This is a genomic window from Methanosarcina horonobensis HB-1 = JCM 15518, from assembly GCF_000970285.1.
Classification (GTDB): Archaea; Halobacteriota; Methanosarcinia; order Methanosarcinales; family Methanosarcinaceae; genus Methanosarcina; species Methanosarcina horonobensis.
In genome coordinates, this window is record NZ_CP009516.1 from 2,915,694 (window position 1) to 2,940,885 (window position 25,192).

25 protein-coding genes are annotated in these 25,192 nt (G+C 44.5%); 12 read left to right on the forward strand and 13 right to left on the reverse strand.

All coding sequences use genetic code 11. The features are described from left to right. Window positions 1–582: 582 nt before the first annotated feature. The 5 genes from MSHOH_RS12825 to MSHOH_RS12845 form a co-directional block, all read right to left on the reverse strand. Window positions 583–1,362 carry a 4Fe-4S binding protein gene (locus MSHOH_RS12825; RefSeq protein ID WP_052730859.1) on the reverse strand — a complete coding sequence of 260 codons (780 nt, stop codon included), beginning with the start codon at window positions 1,360–1,362 and terminating at the stop codon, window positions 583–585. A gap of 300 nt (window positions 1,363–1,662) precedes the next feature. Further along, window positions 1,663–2,469: a DUF169 domain-containing protein gene (locus MSHOH_RS12830; RefSeq protein WP_048140155.1), complete on the reverse strand. Its 807-nt coding sequence runs from the start codon at window positions 2,467–2,469 to the stop codon at window positions 1,663–1,665. Between the two features lie 62 nt (window positions 2,470–2,531). Next, on the reverse strand, window positions 2,532–3,203 hold the full coding sequence (locus MSHOH_RS12835; RefSeq protein ID WP_048140157.1) for a flavodoxin family protein: 672 nt from the start codon (window positions 3,201–3,203) through the stop codon (window positions 2,532–2,534). A gap of 205 nt (window positions 3,204–3,408) precedes the next feature. After that, window positions 3,409–4,173, reverse strand: coding sequence for a TrmB family transcriptional regulator (locus MSHOH_RS12840; RefSeq protein WP_048140159.1), 765 nt, complete (start codon window positions 4,171–4,173; stop codon window positions 3,409–3,411). A 238-nt stretch (window positions 4,174–4,411) separates the two neighbouring features. Further along, entirely contained in the window at window positions 4,412–5,050 is a 639-nt protein-coding gene (locus MSHOH_RS12845; protein ID WP_048140161.1) for a TetR/AcrR family transcriptional regulator, read from the reverse strand. A 148-nt stretch (window positions 5,051–5,198) separates the two neighbouring features. Between MSHOH_RS12845 and MSHOH_RS12850 the strand changes: the two genes are divergently transcribed. The 4 genes from MSHOH_RS12850 (at window position 5,199) to MSHOH_RS12865 (ending at window position 9,701) form a co-directional block, all read left to right on the forward strand. After that, window positions 5,199–6,350, forward strand: coding sequence for a hypothetical protein (locus MSHOH_RS12850; RefSeq protein ID WP_048140163.1), 1,152 nt, complete (start codon window positions 5,199–5,201; stop codon window positions 6,348–6,350). A gap of 108 nt (window positions 6,351–6,458) precedes the next feature. After that, window positions 6,459–7,628: an ABC transporter permease gene (locus MSHOH_RS12855; RefSeq protein ID WP_048140165.1), complete on the forward strand. Its 1,170-nt coding sequence runs from the start codon at window positions 6,459–6,461 to the stop codon at window positions 7,626–7,628. Between the two features lie 86 nt (window positions 7,629–7,714). Continuing rightward, the gene (locus tag MSHOH_RS12860; RefSeq protein WP_048140167.1) at window positions 7,715–8,884 is read left to right on the forward strand and encodes an ABC transporter permease; all 1,170 of its coding nucleotides are present in this window, start codon (window positions 7,715–7,717) and stop codon (window positions 8,882–8,884) included. A gap of 133 nt (window positions 8,885–9,017) precedes the next feature. Then, the gene (locus MSHOH_RS12865; protein WP_048140168.1) at window positions 9,018–9,701 is read left to right on the forward strand and encodes an ABC transporter ATP-binding protein; all 684 of its coding nucleotides are present in this window, start codon (window positions 9,018–9,020) and stop codon (window positions 9,699–9,701) included. On the opposite strand, the gene MSHOH_RS24355 is transcribed toward MSHOH_RS12865, so the two are convergent. After that, entirely contained in the window at window positions 9,688–9,843 is a 156-nt protein-coding gene (locus MSHOH_RS24355; protein WP_162197635.1) for a hypothetical protein, read from the reverse strand. The genes MSHOH_RS12865 and MSHOH_RS24355 overlap by 14 nt on opposite strands. 411 nt (window positions 9,844–10,254) lie before the next feature. On the opposite strand from MSHOH_RS24355, the gene MSHOH_RS12870 reads away from it, so the two are divergent. From MSHOH_RS12870 to MSHOH_RS12880, 3 genes are read left to right on the forward strand one after another with little or no spacing between them, the layout of a single operon-like run. Next, window positions 10,255–10,950 carry a DUF4198 domain-containing protein gene (locus tag MSHOH_RS12870; protein WP_275425585.1) on the forward strand — a complete coding sequence of 232 codons (696 nt, stop codon included), beginning with the start codon at window positions 10,255–10,257 and terminating at the stop codon, window positions 10,948–10,950. Window positions 10,951–10,984: 34 nt separating this feature from the next. Beyond that, entirely contained in the window at window positions 10,985–11,764 is a 780-nt protein-coding gene (locus MSHOH_RS12875) for an ATP-binding protein (RefSeq protein ID WP_048140172.1), read from the forward strand. A gap of 23 nt (window positions 11,765–11,787) precedes the next feature. Then, on the forward strand, window positions 11,788–11,979 hold the full coding sequence (locus tag MSHOH_RS12880; protein WP_048140174.1) for a CooT family nickel-binding protein: 192 nt from the start codon (window positions 11,788–11,790) through the stop codon (window positions 11,977–11,979). 470 nt (window positions 11,980–12,449) lie between these two features. Here the strand turns inward: MSHOH_RS12880 and MSHOH_RS12885 are convergent, their stop codons facing one another. The 7 genes from MSHOH_RS12885 to MSHOH_RS12915 form a co-directional block, all read right to left on the reverse strand. After that, on the reverse strand, window positions 12,450–13,217 hold the full coding sequence (locus tag MSHOH_RS12885) for a class I SAM-dependent methyltransferase (RefSeq protein WP_048140176.1): 768 nt from the start codon (window positions 13,215–13,217) through the stop codon (window positions 12,450–12,452). 171 nt (window positions 13,218–13,388) lie between these two features. Then, window positions 13,389–14,531 carry an ABC transporter substrate-binding protein gene (locus MSHOH_RS12890; protein ID WP_048140178.1) on the reverse strand — a complete coding sequence of 381 codons (1,143 nt, stop codon included), beginning with the start codon at window positions 14,529–14,531 and terminating at the stop codon, window positions 13,389–13,391. Between the two features lie 179 nt (window positions 14,532–14,710). Beyond that, window positions 14,711–15,463, reverse strand: a complete 753-nt coding sequence (locus MSHOH_RS12895) for a class I SAM-dependent methyltransferase (RefSeq protein ID WP_048140180.1) — start codon at window positions 15,461–15,463, stop codon at window positions 14,711–14,713. Window positions 15,464–15,479: 16 nt separating this feature from the next. Continuing rightward, window positions 15,480–16,265: a class I SAM-dependent methyltransferase gene (locus MSHOH_RS12900; RefSeq protein WP_052730860.1), complete on the reverse strand. Its 786-nt coding sequence runs from the start codon at window positions 16,263–16,265 to the stop codon at window positions 15,480–15,482. After that, the gene (locus MSHOH_RS12905; protein WP_048140183.1) at window positions 16,262–17,059 is read right to left on the reverse strand and encodes an ABC transporter ATP-binding protein; all 798 of its coding nucleotides are present in this window, start codon (window positions 17,057–17,059) and stop codon (window positions 16,262–16,264) included. Before MSHOH_RS12905 ends, MSHOH_RS12900 begins: the two co-directional genes overlap by 4 nt. Continuing rightward, a complete protein-coding gene (locus tag MSHOH_RS12910; RefSeq protein WP_048140185.1) occupies window positions 17,056–18,099 on the reverse strand; it encodes a FecCD family ABC transporter permease in 1,044 nt (347 codons plus the stop codon). Before MSHOH_RS12910 ends, MSHOH_RS12905 begins: the two co-directional genes overlap by 4 nt. A 30-nt stretch (window positions 18,100–18,129) precedes the next feature. Then, the gene (locus MSHOH_RS12915; RefSeq protein ID WP_048140187.1) at window positions 18,130–19,284 is read right to left on the reverse strand and encodes an ABC transporter substrate-binding protein; all 1,155 of its coding nucleotides are present in this window, start codon (window positions 19,282–19,284) and stop codon (window positions 18,130–18,132) included. A gap of 546 nt (window positions 19,285–19,830) precedes the next feature. On the opposite strand from MSHOH_RS12915, the gene MSHOH_RS12920 reads away from it, so the two are divergent. The 5 genes from MSHOH_RS12920 (at window position 19,831) to MSHOH_RS12940 (ending at window position 25,184) form a co-directional block, all read left to right on the forward strand. Continuing rightward, window positions 19,831–21,456, forward strand: a complete 1,626-nt coding sequence (locus MSHOH_RS12920; protein ID WP_048140189.1) for an ABC transporter substrate-binding protein — start codon at window positions 19,831–19,833, stop codon at window positions 21,454–21,456. Window positions 21,457–21,519: 63 nt separating this feature from the next. After that, window positions 21,520–22,470, forward strand: coding sequence for an ABC transporter permease (locus MSHOH_RS12925; protein ID WP_048143461.1), 951 nt, complete (start codon window positions 21,520–21,522; stop codon window positions 22,468–22,470). Continuing rightward, on the forward strand, window positions 22,467–23,312 hold the full coding sequence (nikC, locus tag MSHOH_RS12930; protein WP_048140191.1) for a nickel transporter permease: 846 nt from the start codon (window positions 22,467–22,469) through the stop codon (window positions 23,310–23,312). The genes MSHOH_RS12925 and nikC overlap by 4 nt, the downstream gene beginning before the upstream one ends. After that, entirely contained in the window at window positions 23,309–24,250 is a 942-nt protein-coding gene (locus tag MSHOH_RS12935; protein WP_048140193.1) for an ABC transporter ATP-binding protein, read from the forward strand. The genes nikC and MSHOH_RS12935 overlap by 4 nt, the downstream gene beginning before the upstream one ends. Further along, window positions 24,204–25,184 (forward strand): ABC transporter ATP-binding protein, encoded by a 981-nt coding sequence (locus MSHOH_RS12940; protein ID WP_204245315.1) that lies wholly within the window; start codon window positions 24,204–24,206, stop codon window positions 25,182–25,184. Before MSHOH_RS12935 ends, MSHOH_RS12940 begins: the two co-directional genes overlap by 47 nt. Window positions 25,185–25,192: the final 8 nt, after the last annotated feature.

Consider the following 25,192-nt stretch of genomic DNA (forward strand, 5'->3'; position numbering starts at 1 on the left):
CCACCTTTAGAATATTACCTTGTAAACCCTGTTCTTTGATCTGGCCGCCCCAGTAGTCTTACTCTTTGAGCCAGCCTTTTTCCAGCCAGTAATCGCAGTTGTGCGTCCAATGATCTTTATTGGCAAGGATGACATATTTGAAGTGATCTCTCCATGTTTCTTTTGTTAAGCTGGATACGATGCTTCCTGACCCCTATAATCCGCAGGCATTGAATAGATATTCTTATGCTCTGAATAACCCCGTGTTATGTTTTTTACGAGGTAGAAAGAACGAAAATATTGTAAACAGCAACAAATCGGTATAGAAAGGCCTCGTCCAAGTCCTTGGAACGTGGCCTTTTTACGGCTAGAGAATTATTTGCTTAAATTACATAAAATACCATATCTACATGCCTTGAGTAGATAAAAATGATGCTGCCTTGAGCTGGCGGGGCCTTGGCGGACATTCATCCATGCTGGGCGAGGATATCATTCTCCATTTTGAGTTGCTGAAGCTCCTTGCGCAGCTTGCTTAATTCCTGTTCCTCCGGGGTTCTTTTATAATTGTTAAAGAAATGGATCGACACCTGCTTATAGCACCATCTATAAAAATAGCGTTATTAAAAAGGTTAACAATATGAAAACCATTCCTGCCATTGCTACAAACAAACCTAACGGGATTTTTCTGCCTGCAAAACTATTAGTTAATGCCCCTTTCTTTGGACATACAGCAATGCATTTTTGGCAGTTAAAACATTCAGCCGATATTACCTTCTTCATTTTATGCACCTCTAGATTTGAGGGACAGTTCTTTGTACATAACTTGCAATTGATGCACTTATCTTCGCATCGGACGATACCACTGGGGCTAAACCGACCTGCAACTCCGGCGACAGCACCCTGTATGCAGATATATTTGCAGAAGAAATTATCAATAAAGAATGAGCCAATAATTGTTACAAACATCAACATAATACTTATCCAGGCTAATCCAGGCAATATTATGCTATATTGCTCAAACACATCGTCAACACTGACTTGTAGCAGAAACTTGCCGCTTGCAATGGATAATACTGCAAAACCTGTAAGTATGATATATTTCACTGCTCTAAGATATTTATCGAGTGTTGCAGGAACTGTAGCCCTTTTTTTTAAAATTTTGAATCCTATATATCCAATACCCCTTTGCAGCGCCCCCACCATGCACAAAAAACCACAAAAGCTTCTTTTGAAGATAATGGCAAACAAAATAAATATTATTAGAACTTCCATAATGACTGCATTTTCGAAAGTCTCCTCAATAAGGAAACTAAAAACAAACGGGAATATTATTAGAATAAAAGGAATGGCCGTTTTTGCTAATTTCTTAGTATTAATATTCATTACATGACCTCCGTATATTTGGTTTGGTTTACATCTACCGAATTAAAATCTTCACAAAAATACCTCCTGTTTATTTATGTGATAATAATGAGCTGATCCCAAAACTCAAAAAAATACTTCTTTGAATCTTGGTTTTGAGAGGAACAATCGAACTACTGATCAGGAAAATAGTTATGAGCATCTCCCAATATGGGAGTAAAAATGGGTTTTGGGATAGGCTCTAAATATATTTTGTCCCCTGCGTGTTCCAGGACAGCTTTATTTCAGGATGGGTCTTATTTTGTCTTTGCGTCCTTACTTTTACTTTTGCAGGTCTGCAATCGGAGGCTTTACACCAACACGTTTCTCAGGATATGCTATCCTGCTCCTCTTGCAGATAAAAGACTCTTCCAGGTTGGATGCCATCTGCTGCGCGAGCCCTGCAGGGATGCCCATAATCATCAGCTCAGGAGGCAGCCAGGGATTCCCTGTTGGGTCGGCAGGTCCCACAAAAGCCGAGTCTTTTGGCGCATTTTCTGCCATGCCTGCCGGAAAAGCGATCATCGTAGCACAGACGGGTCCTCCGGGTATTATCGTCCTGTAAAAGGGATCAGAGTTATTGAATTGGGCAAGCCCGCAGAGGTTTCTGATCTGTTCACTACCTGCAAACAGGATAAATGCTCTGACGGTTTCAGGTGAAACTTCATCAGTACACGGTGCAATAACTGTGTATTTGCTATGGGGAGTAATTTTTCCTGCGCGTTCTTTCTGTTCATCGAACAGTTCAGGAGTTGCCTTCAGGTGTTCGGCAGCACCACCACGGAAGTCCGGAGTGCCAACAGTTACGAAGTACTTCAGTTTCGGGTGCGGTTCAGCAAGTCCCATCCATACCATTCCGCCGATACAACACTGTTCATGTCCTGCCTCAACATAGAGAGGAGGTGTCTCTTTAAAGAGGGCGGAAGCGTATATCGCCTTTGCAACACAGCGGTCTACAGTATACGATGGTACTGCACTCTGCGGGACTTCATCCGTGGCATAGACACAGAGAGGGCGCAGTTGCAGCCTTCCGGCTTCAATGAGCTTTTTCCCCAGCTCTTCAACGCTTAACATTGCAGTTTCTCTCATGGCATCACCTTTAGAACCTTACCTTGAAAATCCTGCTCTTTGATCTGGCCGCCTCAGTAGTCTTACTCTTTGAGCCAGCCCTTTTCCAGCCAGTAATCGCAGTTGTGCGTCCAATGATCTTTATTGGCAAGGATGACATATTTGAAGTGATCTCTCCATGCCTGGTGTGCAGCCTCCTGTTCTGGATATGATCTTTTTTCTTTTATCGCTTCAACAAGATCTTTTCCCATCTCACGCGATTTTTCAATGGCTGCTTCCATTGCTTCAGGACCCCTTGCTACGGAACAGCCTGCTCCTCCGATAGTTTTGCCTCCGCAGTGTAACATAAAGTTGTCCATAATGGCAAGGACAAAATCAAGCTCATCACTACCTGCAGTTGTTAAGGAAAGGCTGTACTTCCCATCAAAGAGCTGCTCATGAATAACAAGCGGGCTTCTGTCAAACACTGTTTTGAGCTGGGCTGTTACATTTGTTATGTAGTTAGGGCTGCTCCAGATTATCCCGTCCGCTTCAAGCAGCTTTTCCAGCACGCCGTTATAGTCGTCTTTTATTGAGCATACGCCTGTTTCCTGGCACTTGTTGCATGCTGTGCAGTATTTGATCTTCAGTTTCGCAACGTCAATAGATTCGACTTCGGCTCCTCCTTTTGCGGCTCCTTCCAGGGCTGCGTCCAGCAGTTTTAAGGTGTTGCTGTTTTTGCCTCTCGGACTTGATGATATCCCTACTATTTTCATAGTTATCCTCTCTTTATATTTGGAAATTAACAACAAGTTATTTTTCTCAAGTCTTTATATTAATTTTGTAACTTATACAGGGTTATTGGTGACTTGAGTTAACTTACCATATGGTTAATACCGATTGATGTTTCGACATTGAAATAAGCTGTTTGATGTAATAAAATAAATAAAAAAGAGATTTCTATGTCAGATAACTGCTAATTTATTCGTTCCATATGCCGTTAAATATGCTTGCCTGGTAAGACGCAATCGACACATTTGGGATCCATATAGCTATTGTATTGTCTATGTCCAGAACTTCGTCTTCTACTTTTGAGAACATCATCAACAGTTCTTTGTCATCTATTATTACAAATTTTGAAAATGATGGCCCGGATATTTTAGTTTCGGGTATAACTGAAGACAATGTTTTAATTATTTCCAGTTCACCTTCTTTTAATTTTATACTCTGTCTGGATATGGCACGTACGTTTAGCCCTTTTTTCTTAGCATATGATAATTCCGTTTTGAGCCGTTCAATTTCATTTGCAGAGTAAAGGGCTCCTAAAAGCATTATGTCTCTTTCAGCTCTTCTTATCATATCAAGTGTTTTTGCCGTGATATTATCCATTCCTCTTAAAAGCCAAACTTTAGGAATTTCTTTATCCATTAATTTATCGTACAGCATGGACAATTGGTTTGATACATCGTCAACCTCAGAATTAAAAGCGGCTTTTTTCTCTTCGAGTATATCTCTGGGGTATTTAGGAGTATAAGTAATAGGTCTTGTATGTTCGACTGTTATCCATTTCTCGGTTTTAAGCCTTTTCAGGACATCATATATCTTCGTACGAGGGACTTCCGATTCAGCAGCAAGCTCGGTTGCATCGCTCGGACCCAGCGAAACAAGCGTTACATAAACCCTTGCCCCGTAATATGTTAACCCTAACTTTTGTAATGTCACTAACATTTTTTCATCGAGCAGCATATTCTATAATTACCACCTTTATCCTTAATACTGATAAAAAAACATCACAAGCTTATTTACACCAATTTTGAAGCCATAATAGAGGGCGAAACAAGGGAACTGGAAAATTAAATGGAACTTGCTCTATTAGGTTCGGGAGCAGTTTTTACTCCAGTTAGTAGTTTTATGCAGCACTATAAGCAACGTGATTGTAGTGATAAACTTTAACGACTTCTGGCTGGCTTGAGCCTTGAAAAGCTCACGCTTCCTTATAGCCCCATATCTTCAAAGATACATCGACCATGAGGTCAATCAGGGATTCTTCACTCTTAATAGTAGATAGGGAGTAGATTATGTCGCAGAAGATAATACCTTTTACAGCAATCCCCCAGTTCATAAGGACGTCCAGAGGATCTTTATTGCCTATCTCAACACCATTGAAACGGCAGAAAAATTCGGACACGGCTTTGTAGTATTCGTTTTTAAAATCCATATTTTTGACTTCTTCCACGATCTCGCTGTCGAGTAGTGCAGTCATAATCAAAGCTTTTGTCAAAGAAATATTGTCTTTGGTGTATTGTTGCATATTTTCTATTACATTCCTCATGTAGCCCGGGAAATCATTAAAATCGATATTTTCGGGCTGCTTTGTCATAAGTAGCTCATCGGTATACCGGTAACCAATCTCCTTAAGGATGTCAAACTTGCCGCCCGGGAAATATTTGTAAATCAGTCCTATGCTCACACCGCCAGCCTCAGCTATGTCCCGGATAGTCACATTTTCATAACCTTTTGTCTCTATCAGCATGCATGTGGCATCCTGGATAGAGATAATTTTCGCCTTTTTGTCCCGCTTGACACTCTTCTGATCGTCCTGAACAGTCTTTTTAGCTGGCATATGGAATCACCTAAGTGAACATTGTTCATAAGCTTTATTAATAAGCTGTATTCATTAAATCTTAGTAAACTTATGCATGCTCAGAAAAATAATTAAAAGTCTTTGAGATCAAAAAATCATTCTGTTATCGAATCGGGGAAAAAAGACCATGAAAGCCTTACTTCTCATACTTGTTTTATTTCTTATATCGGTCCTCCCGGCCTCTGCAGCAAATACCTCCCAGGTCGAAGGAACAGGTCCAGCCCGCATAGTTGAACTTTATAGTGATATCAAATCCTTTGATGTAACAGTTTACTCAACCCAGCCCGAAGAGAACCTGACCATTGAGGCTTCTCTGGTTAGACCCGGAAGAGGGACTGAAGAGGTTATTGCTTCACAGGAATTCTTAACTGGCAGTTTGCCTGCAGATACAAGAGTCACGAAAGTTGGCTTCTGGGAAATAAGGAACGCCGAACGCGGGGCTTACACTCTAAAAATACGGCTTCTGGAGCAGGGTCAGGTACTTTCGGAATCAGAATACGATTTTGTTTACGGCAGCAATTCCGCTTCCAGACTTCAGGTCAATGACCTTGTCCCTAACTCCGAAGGGATCACTGTCGTACTCTCGCCCAATCAGGCTTCACTTTTTGATATCGAGTATATGCTCGTAGACGGGCATGATATTATTTACAGGGCAAGAACCGAAAAAGAGTCTCTAACCAGCATCCCGGAAGCCTTTTCTGCATCCTGGGGTTCCCTCCTCGAAAACAACAAAGAGTATACAGGAAGAGTAAAAGTCCAGGTCTATTCCCCTAATCGAGGGTTTGTAGCTTCAACAGAGAATTTCACTGCCAGAGACGATGCAGAAATTACCGATATCTATGAAGATGAAACCGGAGCAAGTGCAACTGTTTTAGGGCGTTCCCAGGTACCTTTTGAAGGAAGCCTGGTTTTCTCGGTACATAAAGTGCAGGAAACTTCAGGGCGCGGCAGTTCCGTATTTGTCGAATCCGCCAGGGAGAAAGTCCCGGTGCTGTTGAATGATGATGACGAGACCGTTGAAGTTGCCTGGAGAGAAAGGCTCACTGAAGGAGTCTACAGGCTTGAGATTGAACTTATCGGCAACGATGGAGACATTATCGAACGCAGGGAAACTATTATTGAGTCTGACCTTTCCCCCTCGAATACAAGTAATGTAAGCTCTGGTGCAGGGAACGAAGCCTCAGACGAAAACGGTGGAAATGGCACTCCAGGTTTTTCGATTGTTGCCGGAGTTGCAGGGCTTGCAATGGTTTTCGCCCTTTTCAGAAAGCTACACTAAAACACGTTTGCGTAAAAAATCTGTTTATATCATATAGATGCACCGATCGGGAAAAAATCAGAATAAAACTCAAGAAATCAAAATAAAACCAAAAAAGCCGTGAATCCCATGCGCTATGAACTCTTTATTGCCCTCAGACAGATTCGGGCAAGAAAATTCCAGACTCTCCTTTCTGTAGGAGCGATAGCTCTCGCTGTAATGGTACTCACGTTTTCCCAGGCTCTTACGGTAGGTTTTATAGGGGAGCTTTACGACACTACCGTGAATAAACTCCCTCATGTTTCGGTCTCTCCGCAGGAAGGTGAAGATTACATCTACCTCTACAGGACTCTTGTGGAAAGGATTAGCTCAATAGAAGGCGTTACTGCAGTTTCCCCTTTCCTGACTGGGCAGGCTTCTTTCAGGTTCAAGGACAATTCCCTCAATGCCGAGCTTAAAGGTGTTGTTCCTTTACAGGAGAGTGAGATCAGCTCTATTGAAGAAGACATGGTTGAAGGCAGTTTTCGGGAACTCGAGTATTCAAGAAATACGATAGTTATCGGCTCAAAGCTTGCGGAAAAACTTGAAGTTAACCTGGGCGACTCCGTAGATGTGTCTTTTCCGAACGCAAATCCTCTTTCTCTCAGAGTTGTGGGGATCTTTCATACCGGGTCTCCTCTGGACGAGTCTCTTACATATACTTCTCTGGACACTGCCCAGGAATTCTATGACGTTCCGGATGTGGTTAGCGGGGTTTCGGTCCGGCTCAGCGATTTTAATAGGGATCGGGAAGTTGCAACCAAGATTGAAGAACTCGGATATAATGCAAGGGGCTGGACTGAAACAAATCCTGAAATCCTGCGTTACATTGCTATAGAGACAACTTCAGGCAACATTATATACGGGCTTATTATTGTCATAGCCTCTTTTGGTGTGGTCAGTACCCTGAACCTTTCGGTTATCGGAGCAACAGGCCAGATAGGTATGCTCCGCGCTATGGGCGCCTCGGTCTCAAGCATCCAGAGGATCTTTATCCTCCAGAGCGGGATTCTCGGCCTTCTGGGCGCCCTTGTCGGTACTTTTACAGGAGTCATGCTAGCCCTGGCAACAGGACAGTATGAGATTCCGGCAACTCAAACCGATGCCTACGGTGGTATTACCTCTATCCCGATTGTTGTACGTCCTCAGGATATTGCGTTCATTGTTGTCGCTGTTTTCCTGCTGAACCTGATCACAGGAGTTTATCCTGCACGACAGGCAGCGAAGCTGGACCCGGTGAAGGCCATTAGTTCAAAGTGAGTACAGTTGTAACACTATTTCATAGCTTATTTCATAATCGCCGCTGACTAAAACCCAAATATGTATTCATCTAGGAGCTTACTCAGATGTATGAACTGAAAATCGCTTTGAGGCAGGTATTATCCAGAAAAAGACAGACCCTTTTTGCCATACTTGCCGTTGCCCTGGCAGTAGCCGTAATCACTGTGATGATGGCGATGCTCACTGGTTTTCAGGATGAGCTTGTTACAGCAAGCATAGAAAATAACCCTCATATCGTCATCAGTCCTCATGACGAAGAAGAAGAGTTCATCCATCTTTACAGGTATACCTCAGCCCGAATTGCTGAAAAAGAAGGAATTATAGCCGTATCCCCAAAATATCTGGGTCAGGCGGCTCTGGAATATCGGGACAATGCCGAAGGTGTTTCCCTCCAGGGAGTTGACCCTGCAGCCGAAGAGAGTGTTATGAGGGTGAGCGAGGATGTTGTAGAAGGAGACCTCATGTCCCTTGTCTACACAAGGTACGGGATCCTGCTCGGAGATAAGCTTGCGGAAAATCTTGAAGTCCATGTAGGAGACAGGGTAGATGCTGTTTTTCCGGGCTCTCAAACAACCTCGTTCAAAGTTGTGGGCCTGATCCATACCGGGACTGCCGCAGATGAGGTAACAGCTTATGCAAGGCTGGACTCTGTGCAAGACTTTTTCAATGAACCCGGAGTTGTGAGCACTATAGGAGTCAGGGTTGCAGATCCCTACCAGGCAGATGTCATTGCAGACTCGATTGAAAGAGAAACCGGGCTTGATGCCGTAAGCTGGAGCGAAGCCAATGCCGAAATTCTCAGTCTCCTGGAAACCCAGATGATCTTTGTAAATATTTTCTATCTTCTGATCTACGGAATTGCAGGCTTTGGGATTGCAAATACCCTTATCACCATCGTTGCCCAGAGAACAAGGGAAATAGGTATCCTGAAAGCGATGGGGACTTCTCAAAAGAGCATAATGGTGGTCTTTATTTTCCAGTCCATGATCCTCGGAGCCATAGGTCTGATACTTGGTACGATTCTCGGTTACGTTGTGACCGTTGGTCTGCAGAGTTATGAAATAGAGGTACCTCAGGAGATGTATTTCGGGCTTCAGACTCTTCCTCTTGAGGTCGAACCGCTTAACTTTGTATATGCGGCTTTCTTTGCATTTGTCATCAATATCCTCTCAGGAATTTACCCTGCGCGGAAAGCTGCAAAACTCGACCCTGTAAAAGCAATTGAAAGCGCATGATATATACAGCCCGCATACAGCCTGCTTTCTGCAGGTGTGAAAAAGACTATACTTTTTAATTTCCGCTTAATTTTTTCATGAAACAGGTATATTCGCTTAAAATTTCAATAATTCTAATGAGGCATCGGAAAGTATGACAGAAAAAAGCCCAATTATAGAGCTTAAGAACCTGACCAAAGTTTACGAAAATGGAGTGGAATTTCGAGCACTCGACAATGTAAGCCTGGAAATTGAGAGAGGGGAATTCGTAGCAATTGTCGGACCGTCGGGTTCAGGTAAAAGTACACTTATGCACTTAATAGGCCTGCTGGCCACTCCGAGTTCAGGCACTCTCTTGATAGACAGAAATGATGTAACAAGAATGTCGGACAAAGAACTTTCCGAGACGAGAAACAAGACACTTGGTTTTGTCTTCCAATATCATCATCTGCTTCCGGATTTCACAGCCCTGGAGAATGTAATGATGCCACTTTTGATTTCTGGAAAAAACAGGAAAGAAGCAACGGAAATTGCCGAAAAGCTTCTGAAAGAGGTAGGGCTTGAGGACAGGATGGATCACAGGCCAAGTGAACTTTCAGGAGGGCAGAATCAGAGGGTTGCAATAGCAAGAGCACTGAGCTGTTCTCCTGCAATCGTGCTCGGGGACGAACCTACAGGCAATCTTGATACAAAAACAGGTGACATGATCTATGAATTGCTCAGGCAGCTGAACAGGGAATATAATCAGACGTTTATCGTAGTTACTCATAGTGAGGATCTGGCCTCAAAAGCTGACAGAATTATCAGGCTTGTGGATGGGAAAATTACGGTTCAGTAAGGAGAAAACACGGGGCACGCAAAAGAAAAAACATCTCCCCATCCCTATAGATTTTTTCGATTTCGTGCACTTTTCTGGCACTCCGGCAGCGCGGAAGTTTCTCCTTGCTCTGCAGACCTGCAAGTTGCTTGTCGTATGTCATATAACCATACAATAAAAATACAAAGGCATCGTGGAAGACAGCAGGAGCATTCCGTAATTGTGTGTAGCTGATAGGTCTACATATAAACCGGTTATTAATCTTTTAACTAAATTTTGATAAAAAATGCCCGTTTTATATATCCAGAGAGATTGGCATGTATTAGCTAGTTTTAAACCTGATAAACAGTTAGTGATGTCCTGAAATAGCATTGGGAAAAATTCTGATTTTATTATAAAATCATATGATTTATTAATACGTTTTAATAAATTATTAATACTAAGAACTTTAACTTGTATTCAAATGTTTTAACGATCTTCCGGGTGTTTTTTTGTGCAGTGCCATGACGGTGAGTACGCCTAGCATGCTCTAAACGCCCGGTTCGAGGAGTCTGGTATGGACAAACTGATTCTAATGGTAAAGGGCCACGAAATATGGCTGGAAAAGACGTTGATGAAAGACGATGACGTAGAGATCGGGCTATATTTCGGCCACATGATGAAGCCGGACGGCTGCCCCGAAATAGCGAAGGTCTCTCCGTCTGTATACGCACCGGATGGCGAGAAGATCTCTGCCGTCCTGGCGGCGAAAAATGAAGCCATCGAGCTGAAGTTCAAAGTGGACGGTCCCGGCTGCTACACGGTCGTGGCCGACCTTTCGCCTGAGATATATTCGAACACAAAAAAGGAAGGCTTCAAAGCCGGTGCTAAAAAAATGTACAATGATGCGGTCTACGCCGGGGCATGGCACCAGATGGCAAAAGCATTCGTGACCATCGGGGAAAATGGAGAATTCAATGCCGGGCACACAACAGGCATCCTGGACATCTTTCCGGGCGAAATTACTGCCAGGGTGGGTACACCGCTGGCACTTACGGTCTTCTATGAAGGTAAAAAGCTCGAGGGCGCCGAAGTAAAGGCGGTATCGAAAAAAGAAGGAAAGGAAATGGCAGTCCTGGTCACGGATAAGGACGGCATCGTCAATGTGCCCATTACCGAGGAAGGCAAATGGATGTTTCTGGTCAGGCACCGGGATGAGTCCAAGGGCATCGAGGACGAGTTTGATGAAATGGTCTTCGTGACCACATATACGCTGGAAGCCGTGAAATAAGCCTAAGAGAAGCTTTTTTGGAGACACGGGCAAGATGAAAAAGATCGTCATAACAGGAAAGGGCGGCGTTGGCAAGACCACAATTATTGCCACATTGTCGCGACTCCTATCCCGGGACAGCTACCGGGTAATGATAATTGACACCGACCCCAGCATGAATCTGGCTATGTCCATGGGCGTCCCTTTATCGGACGTGCTGACTCTTGCAGCCCATAAGACCGAAATAAGGGTCAATACGGACATGGACGATGATGGCGAAGATAATCATCATTCAGGTAAAATCGATTTCGAGGACGTCCTCAAAGATTTTACCGTGAAGACGTCCGATGAGGTTCGGCTCATCGTTATGGGCACAATACCATTCGGAGGTGCCGGATGTATCTGCTCTTCTGTTGCCATGGTCAAGCTGCTGGTCGAGCACCTAGCCGCAAATGGCAGTGAGTATGATTTCGTCATCGTAGACTCCCAGGCCGGGTCGGAAATACTGGGCAGAGGGTTAGCGGCGAACTACGATTATAACGTTGTCGTGACAGAGGCCTTCCCAAAAGCTATCGATGTCGCTAAACACGTCATGAAACTAGCTGCCGACCTCAAGGTGAAGCGGCAGCTCGTAGTCGTAAACAAGACAGCGAACGGGATTGATGCTGAAAAAGTTGCAAATGCACTTGGCATCGACGGGCATGACATCTTCACTGTCAGGCATGATAAAAAAGTCCTGGAAGCGGATAACAATGTCGTCCAGCTGCTGGACATGGAGCCGGATAGCGTGGTTATCGACGACATTCGAAAGATAAAGGATGCCGTTTGCTTTTGAAATTACTATTTGTGAGGATTATAATGTGCGAATTTAAGGTATACCTGGAAGAATCGGGCCAGAGGAAGGAGATCACAAAAAACATTGTAAAGGCAAAGCTCAAGGAAGGAAAGGTTGTGCTGATGGGCTCGGCCGGCAACATCATGAAAATAGATGCTGACAAAATCCTTGTCGTTGACACTCTCATGCAGGAGCTGATCCTGGGAAAGGACTGACTTTCCCGGTACCCTATGTGTTTAAAAACAGGGCTAAAGAGCATGTCGTACAATTTCTCATGCCATTAACTACCTGCCTGTGTAAACCTATCCCAACTTACAGAAGATAATTCCGTTTCCAAGCTGGTCATCGGCAGTGTCATGGACATTACCGATACTTCATTTTTTTGACTATGGCTTCGGCAACCTGAAACGGATGTTGTCCCATTATGGGCTGGACAAGTTTGACAAGAACGGAGACTTAATCCCTTCACTGGCTGAATCCCGGAAGAATACTGACTTGAAAAGATGGGTTTTTTCACTTGAGAGATAATGCTAAGTGGCATGATGGATATTGTTCGGCCTTACAACAGAAACATAAGGTCTGGACGTATAACGCTTAATATGACGTTATATGCCCGGATACATTTTATAAGACAGTCTCTTAAAGAAACACGCTTCAGTTTAAACCTAAAATTTTTATTTGATTTTTATTTTACTGTACCATAGACCAGATGGGTTGGACGATCGTAGGAATATCTTAAGTGCCATGAAAGATGTTTTTTTTGTACTTTTCTGATATGCCTGAGGTCGATTATTTTTATGTCCTTAACTTCAAATTCAGAAAGATATTCAACTATCTTTTTTGAGCTAACTCCGTCCCCGTTAGGAATTCTTTCTCGTAAACTCTTAGAATAGTGTGTTTTAGAAAAATTTGCACCGTATCTTAAAAACTGGTGCAGAGCCAGCATTTTTCGGCTCAATTTTTGAGCTGCGTTCTTTGGTGCCCATTCTCCGTCAATGATAATTATCTTCCCTCCAGGTTTTGTCGCTTTAATCCAACCCATAATAGCTTTTTCCGGATTCGGTAAAGTCCAAAGAAGGTAACGGCAAATTACGCAGTCAAAAATATTTTCATCAAAGGGAAGATTTTCAGCGTCGCATTCCATTAGTTTTATAGAAAGGTTTAGACGTTTAGTCTTTTCTTTGGCCACCGCAAGCATATCTTTACTAAAATCAACACCTGTGACATTATGCCCCAGTTCTGCCAGAAGAGAAGCGATGAAACCTGTACCCGTGCCGACGTCAAGGATGTCTTTTTTTTCCTCACCTATAACCTTACCAAGCTCTTTTTTCCAGCATGCCTTTTCTTCTTCGCTGTTAAGACCAGGACTCTGGTCATAATATTTGCTGCTACTACTCCAGTAGTTTTTTACTCTTTCCTTAACAGGATCTATTTCGATATTGTTCGCACCCATACTGTACCACTACCATAGTTATTAATCTGTGGAAGATTTACAGAGGCACTTCCGTTTCCATAACTGTTTTTATTGAGTTTAATGGGATGATCTACGGTATATCATCTTCAATTTTCCAAGCGTATAGGGGCTTGCGGGTTATCCAACACTATCTGCATTTTCGAGATTACACTACTCTTTTAATTCAAGTATCCAGGTTCCACTATAATCAATGGGCATGAACCTTTCATGGAATTCCTTTATTCCGGCTTCCGGGTCTATATCCTTAAAGTCTTCTGGATAGAACCATTTGGCGAAAGCCTGTAAAGCAGCATAATTATATATTCTGAAGCAGCACCCGTGGAAGACCCCGTATACATTCTCATTCTGCACGGTTTCCAGTGTGTTCCACCCTGGACGATTCAGATATCCTCTAAGTAACTCTCTGGAATTGTCTTCATTGGTATAGTATCCCAACCTCAGAGAATTGGGAGCTGCCGGCCAGTTCGCACCGCTAATGATTATAATATCAGGATCCTGGTCCAGTAAAAATTCGGGATTAATAGTAGGCATCTGCTCAGAAAAATTTTCGGCGATGTTACTCCCGCCGGATCTGTTGATAAGCTCGCCCCACCCAACATTGCTATAGCTGTTCCCGTAGGTATCCGGACCTTTCCAACCGCACTCGACATAGACTGTTGGTTTTTGCCTGGTGATTTTTGTGATTCGTGAGTAGACGATGTTTGTCTGATCATTATAAAAATTTGCGATATCATTTGCTCTTTTTTCTTCTCCCAGCAGTTTACCCATCAAAAGTACACTTTTCGGAGGGTTTTCAAGAGGCTTAGCCCAAAAATCAATCACTATAACCGGTATTCCAGCCTGCTCAAGCTTTTTAATGTCTTCTTTAGCTTTTTCATAATCCCAGAGAGGGATAGTGACCAAGTCAGGATTTAACGAAACCACTTTTTCTACACTAAATGTACCTTTGGAGATAGAGCCAACATCGGGTATATTTTCTATTTCTGGATATTTTTCTTTAAACTTATCATAGGTATCTTTATCGGTATCCTTTATATCAGGGCCCCAGCCAACTATTTTTCTAGAAAAGTCTTCTCCTTCGATAGCAGCAAATTCATGGAGGTCTCTAGAACTCCCGAGAATTACTCTTTCGACAGGCACTTTAAGTGATACGCTTCTACCTGCTAAATCTGTCACTGTTATTATATTATTTTCTGTCAATTTCTCGGAAGAACCGGATAGTAAAAATATGCCGGCAGCTGATATAATAATTATAAAAGTTAGAGCGGTTACAATTGAGCTATTTTTATTCATATCCATGCCTCTTTCGCTTCAGGTATAAGCTTCAATTGTATTAATATATAGTCATTATGTAATACAATACTCGAATATCTTTGATTTTTCTTTTATTTTTTAACATTATACAGAAAATAATATGATTTATTATTATTTTTTGATCATTTAATGTTCATTCGCAAATTTATATTGAAATGTCATTTCAGGCCACAGATCGCATAATAGTCATACTTGTAGGTGACCTTATACCTGAAAGGCATATGCTTTTTCTGAATTCTCACGAGATCGTTTAGCCCCATCGAGTGCACATTTTTAAGCCCGGCTTTTTCCATGTATTCCCGGGCCTTATCCAAAGACACCCCTTTTGCGTTAGGCAGCATGGCATTCATTTCCGCAGTATAGCTGTCTTTAGAGATATCGTTTCTTTCGACTATAAGTATCATAAGATTACCGATCTTTCTTCTCAAGCGCGTCTCAAGGCTACCATTACCCCATATGCCATCTATGACGACTACTTTTCCCCCAGGCTTCAGTACATTTCGCCAGCTTTCAAGGGCTTTTTCCGGATTCGGCAGCGTCCAGAGTACGTGTCGGGTTACGACTGCATCAAATTTTCCCTTGTCGAAGGGGAGATTCTCTGCGTCGCCTATCCTAAATTCGATACTGCCGGGAGCCTTTGACTTTGCCACCGCGAGCATTTTCTCGGATAGGTCGATACCCGTCACCTCATGCCCCATGTCCGCCAGCATTCGGCTCATCTCGCCTGTGCCGCAGCCAACATCCAGAACGGTTAGCTCTTCTCCGGGGATGACTTGCCTGAAAAGTGCCTTCCAGGCTGCTGCCTCTTCCTCGCTCTTTACTCCGTGGCCATGATATGTATCATAGCGCTGCGATGAATAGTCCCATCGCTTCGTGATCTCTTCCTTGATTTTGTTCTCATTAATTGACATTTTTATACCTCGGATCTTATCCGTTTTTAGCCGCGATACCCTGGACCATAAAAATCGGGTGATCATTTGCATATTTTAAATACCAGGGTAGTCTCTTTCGCTGCATATCCCGAATTATCTTCAAATCGGTAACGGCGATATCAGTTAAGTCGGCCTTAGATACATATTCCATGACCTGCTTTTTCTCGACCCCATGCGGATTAGGGAGGCCGACACTGACCTCCTTCTTATAATCGTAGGTGAAAGGATTTTTTCCATTTTTTATAAATCGGTAGATGTGGTAATTTGCTGCGGATATAAGGGGAAGTAAACCTTTTGTAACCCACTTCCCGTCAATGATGACAATTTTACCGCCCGGCTTCACGACCCTTACCCATTCCTTTACCGCTTTTTCCGGATGTGGCAGCGTCCAGAGCACGTACCGGGCTGTGACACAATCAAAAGTCTCATCCTCGAAGCTAAGGTTCTCGACATCCCCGTCCATAAATCGGATGTTTGCTCCCTTTTCCAGGGCTTTTTTCCGGGCCACGTCCATCATTCCTTCGCTAAAGTCGACCGCTGTCACTCCATGGCCTAGCTCTGCCAGGTACATGGCGATTATTCCGGTACCGCTGCCGACGTCCAGGATGTTTTTAGGGCTCTGGCCGATCGCGCCTGATAATAGCTCTTTCCACATCTGGTTTTCATCGTCCCCTCCGCTCCCTGGTGCCGTATCGTAGAACTTGCTCCCGTAATCCCAGTATTTCTTTACTCCTTCTTTGGTTCTGTCGAGTTCTAGCTTTCCTGATTCCATCATGATCATCCCGTTATGGCCTTTTTTATCCCGCATTTTCGCGTCGAATTAATTGGTATGACTTGCGGTATGCCCTCACCGTCGAGCGTTACTCTTGCATTGACCCCGTATACTTCCCGGATCATCGCTTCGGTTATCACGGAAGCCGGGCTTCCTGCCGCCACGATCTTACCTCCGTTCATCAATATGACGTTGCCTGCATATCGGGCCGCCAGGTTGAGGTCGTGCAATGCTACTATCGTCGTCATATCGTTCTCTTCCGTGATGTTCCGGATCACGTCAAAAAGCTCGAGCTGCCGCTGGAGGTCCAGTGAGTTCGTAGGCTCGTCCATGAGAAGCACTCCGGGCTTTCGGATGATCGACTGAGCAATGGATACCATTTGCTTCTGTCCGCCGCTGAGCTCGTTCATTTGCCGCATCGCCAGGTCTTCGATCCCGAGCTTTTCAAGAGTATCCATAGATGCGGACAGGTCCTCGTCCTTGATCCTCCAGCCAAGCGAGCTTAGCTTTCCCATCAATGTTGCCTCCAGCACCGTCATGACCGCGCTTGTAGATGATTCCTGGGGAAGGTAGCTGATAGCTTTTATGACCTCGTCCTTCTGATATGCTTTCAGGTCTTTTCCATTGAGGATTATCGATCCTTCGGCCTTGAGTATCCCGCACATGCATTTTAGCAAGGTAGATTTTCCGGCCGCGTTCGGGCCTATGATCGCGGTGATCATAGGCTCGGCGACCATGCTTACGTTTTTTAATACCGGATTGGAATTATATCCGAACTTGAGGTTTTTGATTTCCAGCTTCACCAGTATCCCCTCTTTTTAGATAGCAGGAGCCAGATGAAAAACGGAATTCCGATCAGTGACGTGAGTATCCCTATGGGAAATATGATCCCAGGGACGATGGCTTTGCTGAAGATTGAAGCGGTAGAGAGTATAAACGCTCCGGACAGGGCTGAAAAAGGTAAAAAGTACCGGTGATCCTCGCCCACGAGCATCCGTGCTATGTGTGGCGCCACAAGGCCGATGAACCCGATAGTGCCCACGAACGCCACCGCCGTGGCCGTAAGAACCGAAACCAGGATCAGTCCCTTTATTCTCATCCTTTCGACATTCACGCCAAGACTTCTTGCCTTATCGTCGCCCAGCCTGAGAGCGGTGAGTTTCCAGACATCCATGGCCAGCAGCGGTATAACCACCAGAACGATCCCCACAGTGATGCCCAGAGTGGTCCAGTTGGCCCTGGTCAGACTGCCGAAAAGCCAGAAAACGATGGCCTGGACCTGCTCCGGGTTTGCCGTGTATTGCAGGAGCGCCAGAAGAGAGTCGAACAGGAACAGCACAGCGATGCCGGTAAGAACGATAGTCTCGGAGGTGGCCTGCTTGAACCTGGCAATACCATATATTGCCATGCAACTGATTAGCGAGAACACGAATGCGTTGATCGGAACGAATAAGGTATCCGCAAATGGCAGCACTCCCACCCCGAGCACGATGGCCAGTGCGGCACCGAACCCGGCGGCTGCGGATATGCCAAGTGTATATGGGCTAGCCAGGGGGTTATCGAGGATAGTTTGCATATTCGCACCGGCGAGGCCTAAAGTTATTCCTATCACGATTGCCATGAGGGCGCCGGGTAGGCGGTAGGTCCAAACGATGACCTGAACCGATCGCTCGCTGTAAGCAGGGAATAATATTGTCGAAATAACCTCACTTGTCGATAAAGACGCCGGTCCTGTCATAACGTCAATAATAAAAGTGAGGACGATCGCCACCAAGATCGAGAGGAGAAAAAGATATTTCTTCCTCGTGATTCCCCTGTACGCCGTTTTTGCCTTAACGTTCATCCTAAGCGCTGCCCCTCAAGTCCGCGTTTGTTAATAATGGCTGTACATGAACGTCCCGCCGTATTCAACGGGCATGAACTTTTCATGGTACTCCCGGATGGTAGCATCAGGGTCGATATCCTTGAACTCCTCCGGATAGAACCACTTCGCAAAAGCTTCCAGCGCCACGAAATTATAGATGCTGAAGCAGTATCCGTGATAAATACCGTAAACCTTGCGGTTCTTGACAGCGTTAATCGTGTCCCATCCGGGGCGTGCAATATATGCATCAATTGTATTTCTCGTATCTGCGGCGGTTGAGGTATATCCCATCCTGATCGATCCCGGTGTGGACCAGTTCCGGCCGGTCAGTATTATGATATTCGGGTTCTGGTTGATGAGGTACTCGGGGCTGATTGCTTTGCTGGTATTTCCTAATAAAGGCTCGGCAATGTTATCTCCACCTGCCTTCTTTACGATCGATCCCCATGCCACGTCGCCCTCGGTTATGCCATATGTTTCTGGGCCATTGTATCCGGTCTCTATATATACACTGGGCTTCAGTCCGGCGTTTTTCGCCAGGCGCGAATAAACCGCGTCGACATGTTGATCATAAAAATCGACGATATCCTTCGCTCTTTGTTCTTTGCCCAGGATCTGGCCAAGCAGCAGCATGCTCTTCGTGGAGTTGGTCATCGGATCCATGTAGAAATCCACGAAGACTACCGGGATGCCTGCCTGTTCCAGCCTGATCAGGGCTTCTTTTGTCGCGTCCCCGCACCACATGAATTCCCAGTTGTGCATGATGACGACGTCCGGGTTCAACGCGATCACCTTTTCAACGCTGAATGTGCTGTCGTCGAGGGAACCTACATTGGGAACATCGGCCAGCTTCGGATATTTTTCCACGAATTTCACATATCCGTCACCTGCATAGTCCTTGAAATCATTATCCCACCCTACAATCTTATCGGCAATGGCCTTCCCATCTATAGCGGCCAGTTCCTGGGTTTTTGACGATTCCATCAGGACAATCCGTTCTACCGGTGCCTTTACAGTAACCGATCTCCCCTGCATATCCGTAACGGTGACCGTGTTCGTCTGGTCTCCTGTGCCGCCTTTTGTAACACAGCCGGAGGCCGTAAAGACCGTAAAAATAACCAGTACGACCGCAAGGATTGAGAACGTTGTTAATCTATCGCGCATGCTAACCTCTCTCATTCAAATTATACCGAAACCGGACCACTTTCATATGCTGGCATGAAACCACGTTTGTACCCTATTGGATTGTAGCCTGTAGAAGCCCGCGTTTAGCGGGAAAGACATCCGCCGTAATTATTTTATGGGCTTATACTTATCCAAAAATGCAAGTGTCTATTGTAAGAGCTCGTTACCCAGTATCACAATCATTGAAGATCCAGTAACGATACAGCACTCAATAGGGTTTTAATGTATTAATAATTTATTAAATAGTGTTATTTTGTATCTTTTATTATAAAATTAATAGTACAAATAATTGTAATTTTTAGATATCGTGTTATCCCAACCCTCTCAATGATATTTTCTACTGATAAGGAATACAACAGGTTTTGGGATTAGCTCTAGTAATGAATTATAGAGGATTCTAATATCTGATTGAAAAATAAATTTAAATCTGTAAGAAATGGGTAACATTAAATATTAAATTCATATTAATTATTATCAATAATGCTAAAAGTAGTAATATTTAGTAAAAAATTATGGAAGTATCACATGAAAAAAATAAACGTTACTGGAGTATTTGTAATTCTGATACTTGCGGTACTGATCAGCTGTGTCGCATTTTCCGGATGCACCGAATCGTCTGGATCATCCAGTGCATCTGATGCATCCGGTACATCCGAAAACAATGTGGAAAAAGGTAACAGTGCTAAGAATACTCAGCAACAACTGGTTGTTGGAGAAGTATGGGGGCTGGGGGGTGTTGATCCGGGTCTACATAGCTATGATTTGAATAACTTCCTGGTAAGCGAAGGATTGACATCCATTTCTCCTGATTACAAACTTCTACCGGCTATAGCAGATTCCTGGGAATATGTAGAAAACAGTACCTGGAGGTTTTACTTAAATGAAAATGTTGAGTTCCACGACGGCAGTAAAGTCACTGCAAATGACGTAAAAACTGCCCTTGACAGAAGTATGAAACTCAACCCGGACCTGCAGGGTAGCCTGAATATTAAAGAGGTCAAAGTCGTGGATGACAGTACAGTGGATATCATCACTAACACTGTCGATGCCTCTCTTCCTGGCAGGATGGCCTACGGAGCTGCCGGGATCTACAAAAATAACGAGGGTGCAGAAGGCACAATTTCAACTCCGATATGTACCGGTCCCTTTAAGGTTGTCAGTTATGATAAGGCAGCTGATACGCTAAAACTCGTAAAGAACGAAAATTACAGGGACGGCGCTCCAAAGTTAGATTCAGTCGTGATCAAGTTCGGTATTGGTGAGCCAAACACACGAGAAATGGCAGTCGAGAAGGGGGAAGTCGATTTTACTACGGAACCCACTCTGGGATCAACAAAAAGGCTTGAGAGCAACAAGAACCTCAATGTCACAATACATCCTCTCTGCCAGGGGTACAAGCTGAAGTTCGGGGACGTTTCAAAGGCACCGTATGACGATGTAAGAGTAAGGAGAGCTATAGCTTATGCCATTGACAGGCAAAAAATAGTAGATAATATCCTTCTGGGAAGAGCCGCGGTATCCGACGGGAACGGACTGACACCAGGTATCGAGTGGAGAAATAATGACTTAACAGGCTATGCCTACGATGTCCAGAGAGCAAAAGGGCTGCTTGAAGAAGCAGGATGGAAAGATACTGACGGAGATGGAATAGTAGACAAGGAAGGACAGAAGTTCAAGATCACACTCTACACATGGCCCCAGAGACCAGCGCTGCCGCCCCTTGCACAGGCTACCCAATCAATGCTTAAAGACATCGGTATAGAGTCTGAGGTAAGGATAATGGAATGGGATGCTATCAGCGACAGAAAAAAGGAATGGGGCATGATATGGGTTGCTGGCGGAGATACATGCATGATGATTCCGGACCCCAGCTACTACATTGAAGGAAACTTCTATTCCGAAAAGAATGACTACAATTACAGCAACCCCAATGTTGATGCGCTTATAATGAAAGGAAGGACTATCTTTGATAAGGAGGAAAGATATGATGCATATAGGGAAGTGCAGAGAATCGTTTATGACGAAGACTGTGCCCAGGTGCACATTGCCTATCACTACCTGATGGTAGTCACGGATAAGAATGTAAAAGGCTACATACCTAACCCGGCTCACCATGATTACTGCATCAACAAAGACATGTACATCGAATAAGTCTGTCACATAAAGCCTGTGTTACCTAACACGGGCTCTTTTTTTATGCTGGAGAGTGGTGAAATGCTGGAGATCATCTTAAAACGAACAGGTATGTTTATTCTTGTAGTCATTGCCTCTACTGCGCTTGTATTTTTCCTGCTTCACAGCCTGCCCGGAGAGAGTGCGGAGGTCATGGCCAAATACATTTTTCTGGGAAACGTCGAACTTACTCCCTCAAATGAGGCAATAGATATAATAAAAGACAAATATGACCTGGAGAAACCCCTTTCCTCCCAATATGCCACCTGGGTCTGGAACGCGATACACGGAAATCTGGGGAAATCATATCAGACAAATGACCCGGTAACTGAGGAAATCCTGATAAGGTTGCCTGCAACCATAACACTTGCTTTCGTCAGTATCCTTCTTTCCCTGGTCATAGGAATACCTGCAGGTATTATTGCTGCCGTGAAACAGAACTCGTTAACGGATTATTTCTGCAGCACTATATCCGTGCTTGGAATATCGATTCCCAGTTTCTGGCTTGCAATCCTTTTAATTTTTGTTTTTTCCTACACTTTAGGCTTGACACCGACAATGGGATACGGAGACTTTAAGAGCCTGATACTGCCGGCAGTTGCACTCGGAACTCCTGCTTCAGCTGTAATTGCGCGTCTCATGCGTTCAAGTATGCTGGAAGTCATGAGGCAGGACTACATCAGGACAGCCGTAGGAAAAGGCCTCAGTTACAGAATGGTTATCCTGAGACATGCGTTGAAGAACACGTTTATTCCGGTGATTACAATAATCGGGCTTGAATTCGGACACCTGCTGGGAGGTACTGTCATCATTGAAACCATTTTTGCATGGCCAGGCATTGGCAGGCTTCTTATAACATCCATATCTGCACGAGATATCCCGGTGATCCAGGGATGCATCGTTTTTATCACCATCACTTACCTTGTGATCAATTTTATAACAGACATCTCCTACTCCTATTTGGATCCCAGGATAGGGAGGAGTAAGCATTGAAGTTCAAAGACATCAGACTGGATGACCTGCTCAGGAATAAGGCTTCATTCCTTGGACTTGTTATTATCGGGCTTTTAGCTTTTACTGCAATTGCAGCAGATTTCATAGCGCCTTATGATCCCAACAAGATAGAACTTGACGACAAACTCAAACCGCCGTCTTCCGAACATATATTCGGTACCGATCAACTGGGTAGGGACCAACTCAGCCGGGTGATTCACGGAACACGGACAACTTTCGAACTGAGCCTTATTATAGTCACTGTCACTGCTTCATTCGGAGTGTTTGTCGGTATTATAGCCGGGTATTGCGGAGGTTTCATTGATGAGATATTAATGCGTCTCATTGATGTCCTGCTTGCCTTTCCGTCCATAATCCTTGCCCTGGTCATAATCGGTTCACTTGGACCCGGGATTTTGAATACGGTAATTGCTATCTCGCTTGTAGGATGGCTATATTACGCAAGGGTTGCGAGGGCATCAACACTCTCAATCAAAGAAAAAGAATACATAGAGGGAGCCAGGGCGATGGGCTGCAGCGAAATGTATATTTACACACATTATATCCTGCCCAATTGCCTGCCTCCCATCATAGTTCTTGTTACCCTTAACATGGGGGGGGTGATATTGACCATAGCCTCTCTTGGTTTCCTTGGTCTTGGAGCCCAGCCTCCGACACCCGAGTGGGGTACCATGCTCAACGAAGGGCGGGAGTTCCTGAGGGATTGTCCATGGCTATCTGTAGTTCCCGGGGCCTTGATAATGATTTCTGTCCTGGCATTCAATTTTATCGGAGACGGATTAAGAGATATTCTGGACCCCAGGCAGCAGGTGATTAAGTGACTCTCTTATCCATCAGGAACCTTAAGAGCTATTTTGTAACTCGTGATGGGGTTGTGAAGGCAGTTAACCAGGTAAGCCTTGATATATTCGAAAACGAGACTCTCGGCCTTGTAGGGGAAAGTGGATGCGGAAAGACCGTTCTTGCGCTGTCTATCTTAAGGCTTTTGTCGGAAAATACGGTAGTCGAAGGTAAGATCTCATTTAAGGGAAATGATCTTTTGCGTCTTAATGAGGAAGAGATGCGGGATATCCGGGGCAAGGAGATAGCCCAGATATTTCAGAACCCCCTTAGTTCCTTGAATCCTGTCCTGACAATCGGTTTACAGGTTTCGGAACCTTTCATGCTTCACAGAGGCATGAAACTTGCAGATGCATGGCAGAGCGCCATATCAATGCTGCGTGCTGCAAAGATACCGTCTCCAGCAGAAAGGGGAAAAGAATACCCTCATCAATTCAGCGGGGGAATGAGGCAGAGAGCTATGATATCCATGGGGCTTGCGTGCAACCCTGCGTTAATACTCGCCGATGAGCCTACAAAAGGCCTTGATGTAACCATACAGTCCCAGATAATCGAACTGATGAGGGAGCTTGTGAAGGACAGGGGAGCATCGATGCTCATCATCACCCACGATCTTGCTGTTGCTGCAGAACTTTGTGACAGAATTGCAGTCATGTATTCGGGGGAAATAGTGGAGGTTTCGGAAATCAAGGATTTTTTAAGTAATCCGGGTCATCCCTATTGTAGAGGCCTTTTACGGTCTTTGCCATTGAACGGTATGGAACCTATACCCGGAAATAGTCCTTCTTTAATTGATGTTCCGGAAGGGTGCCGCTTCCACCCCAGATGCGAATATGCCATGGAAAGATGCCGGAACGAACATCCTGAAATATATGAAGTTGAAAACGGCAGAAAAACGAGGTGTTTCCTTTATGCTTGAGGTGCGGGACATTAAAAAAACTTTTTCAAAAGGACTGGTGCATAAGAAGTATCTCCGAGCCGTAGATGGTGTTAGTTTCACCATAGGCGAAAAGGAGACTTTCGGGCTGGTCGGAGAAAGCGGTTGTGGAAAGACTACTGTTGGCAGACTCATTTTGAGGCTTATGGAGCCTGATGCCGGGGATGTAGTCTTTAACGGGACAAACATAACAGGGCTCAACAAACCGGATCTGAGGAAAATGCGCCCGAAAATGCAGATCCTGTTCCAGGATGCGGATTCCTCTTTACATCCCAGGATGAGGATACGGGAGAGCGTGGCTGAACCTTTGAAGCTGTATAACTTAGTACCGGAATCAGATATCGAAAAAAAAGTAGTTGAGCTGTTAGAAATGGTTGGGCTTCAAAAAGAGCATCTTAACAGGTATCCTCACGAGTTAAGCGGAGGGCAAAACCAGAGAGTAGTGCTGGCAAGGGTACTTGCTCTCGGACCGCAATTCATTGTTGCCGACGAGCCGACATCTGCACTGGATGTCAGTGTGCAGGCTCAGATATTATCCCTGATGAATGAGATGCAGCAGAAGTATGGCTTTTCATGTCTTTTCATATCTCATGACCTGAGTGTCATAAGAAAAATGACCAGCAATATGGGTGTGATGTACCTTGGCAAGCTTGTGGAAACAGGCCGGACGGAAGATGTTTTTGAGACGCCAAAGCACCCTTATACGCAGGCTTTGATCTCGGCTGTCAGGATAGCCGGTTCGGAAAGTCTACAAAAAACATCTCCCATTGAAGGTGAGACGCCGGACCCGATGAATCCGCCATCGGGATGTAAGTTCCATACACGATGTCCACAAAAGATGGATATATGCGAAAGAGTCGAGCCTGAAGTGGTCAATGTAGGAAATGGGCAGGTAGCGTGCCATTTATTCGAGTGATTGCACTG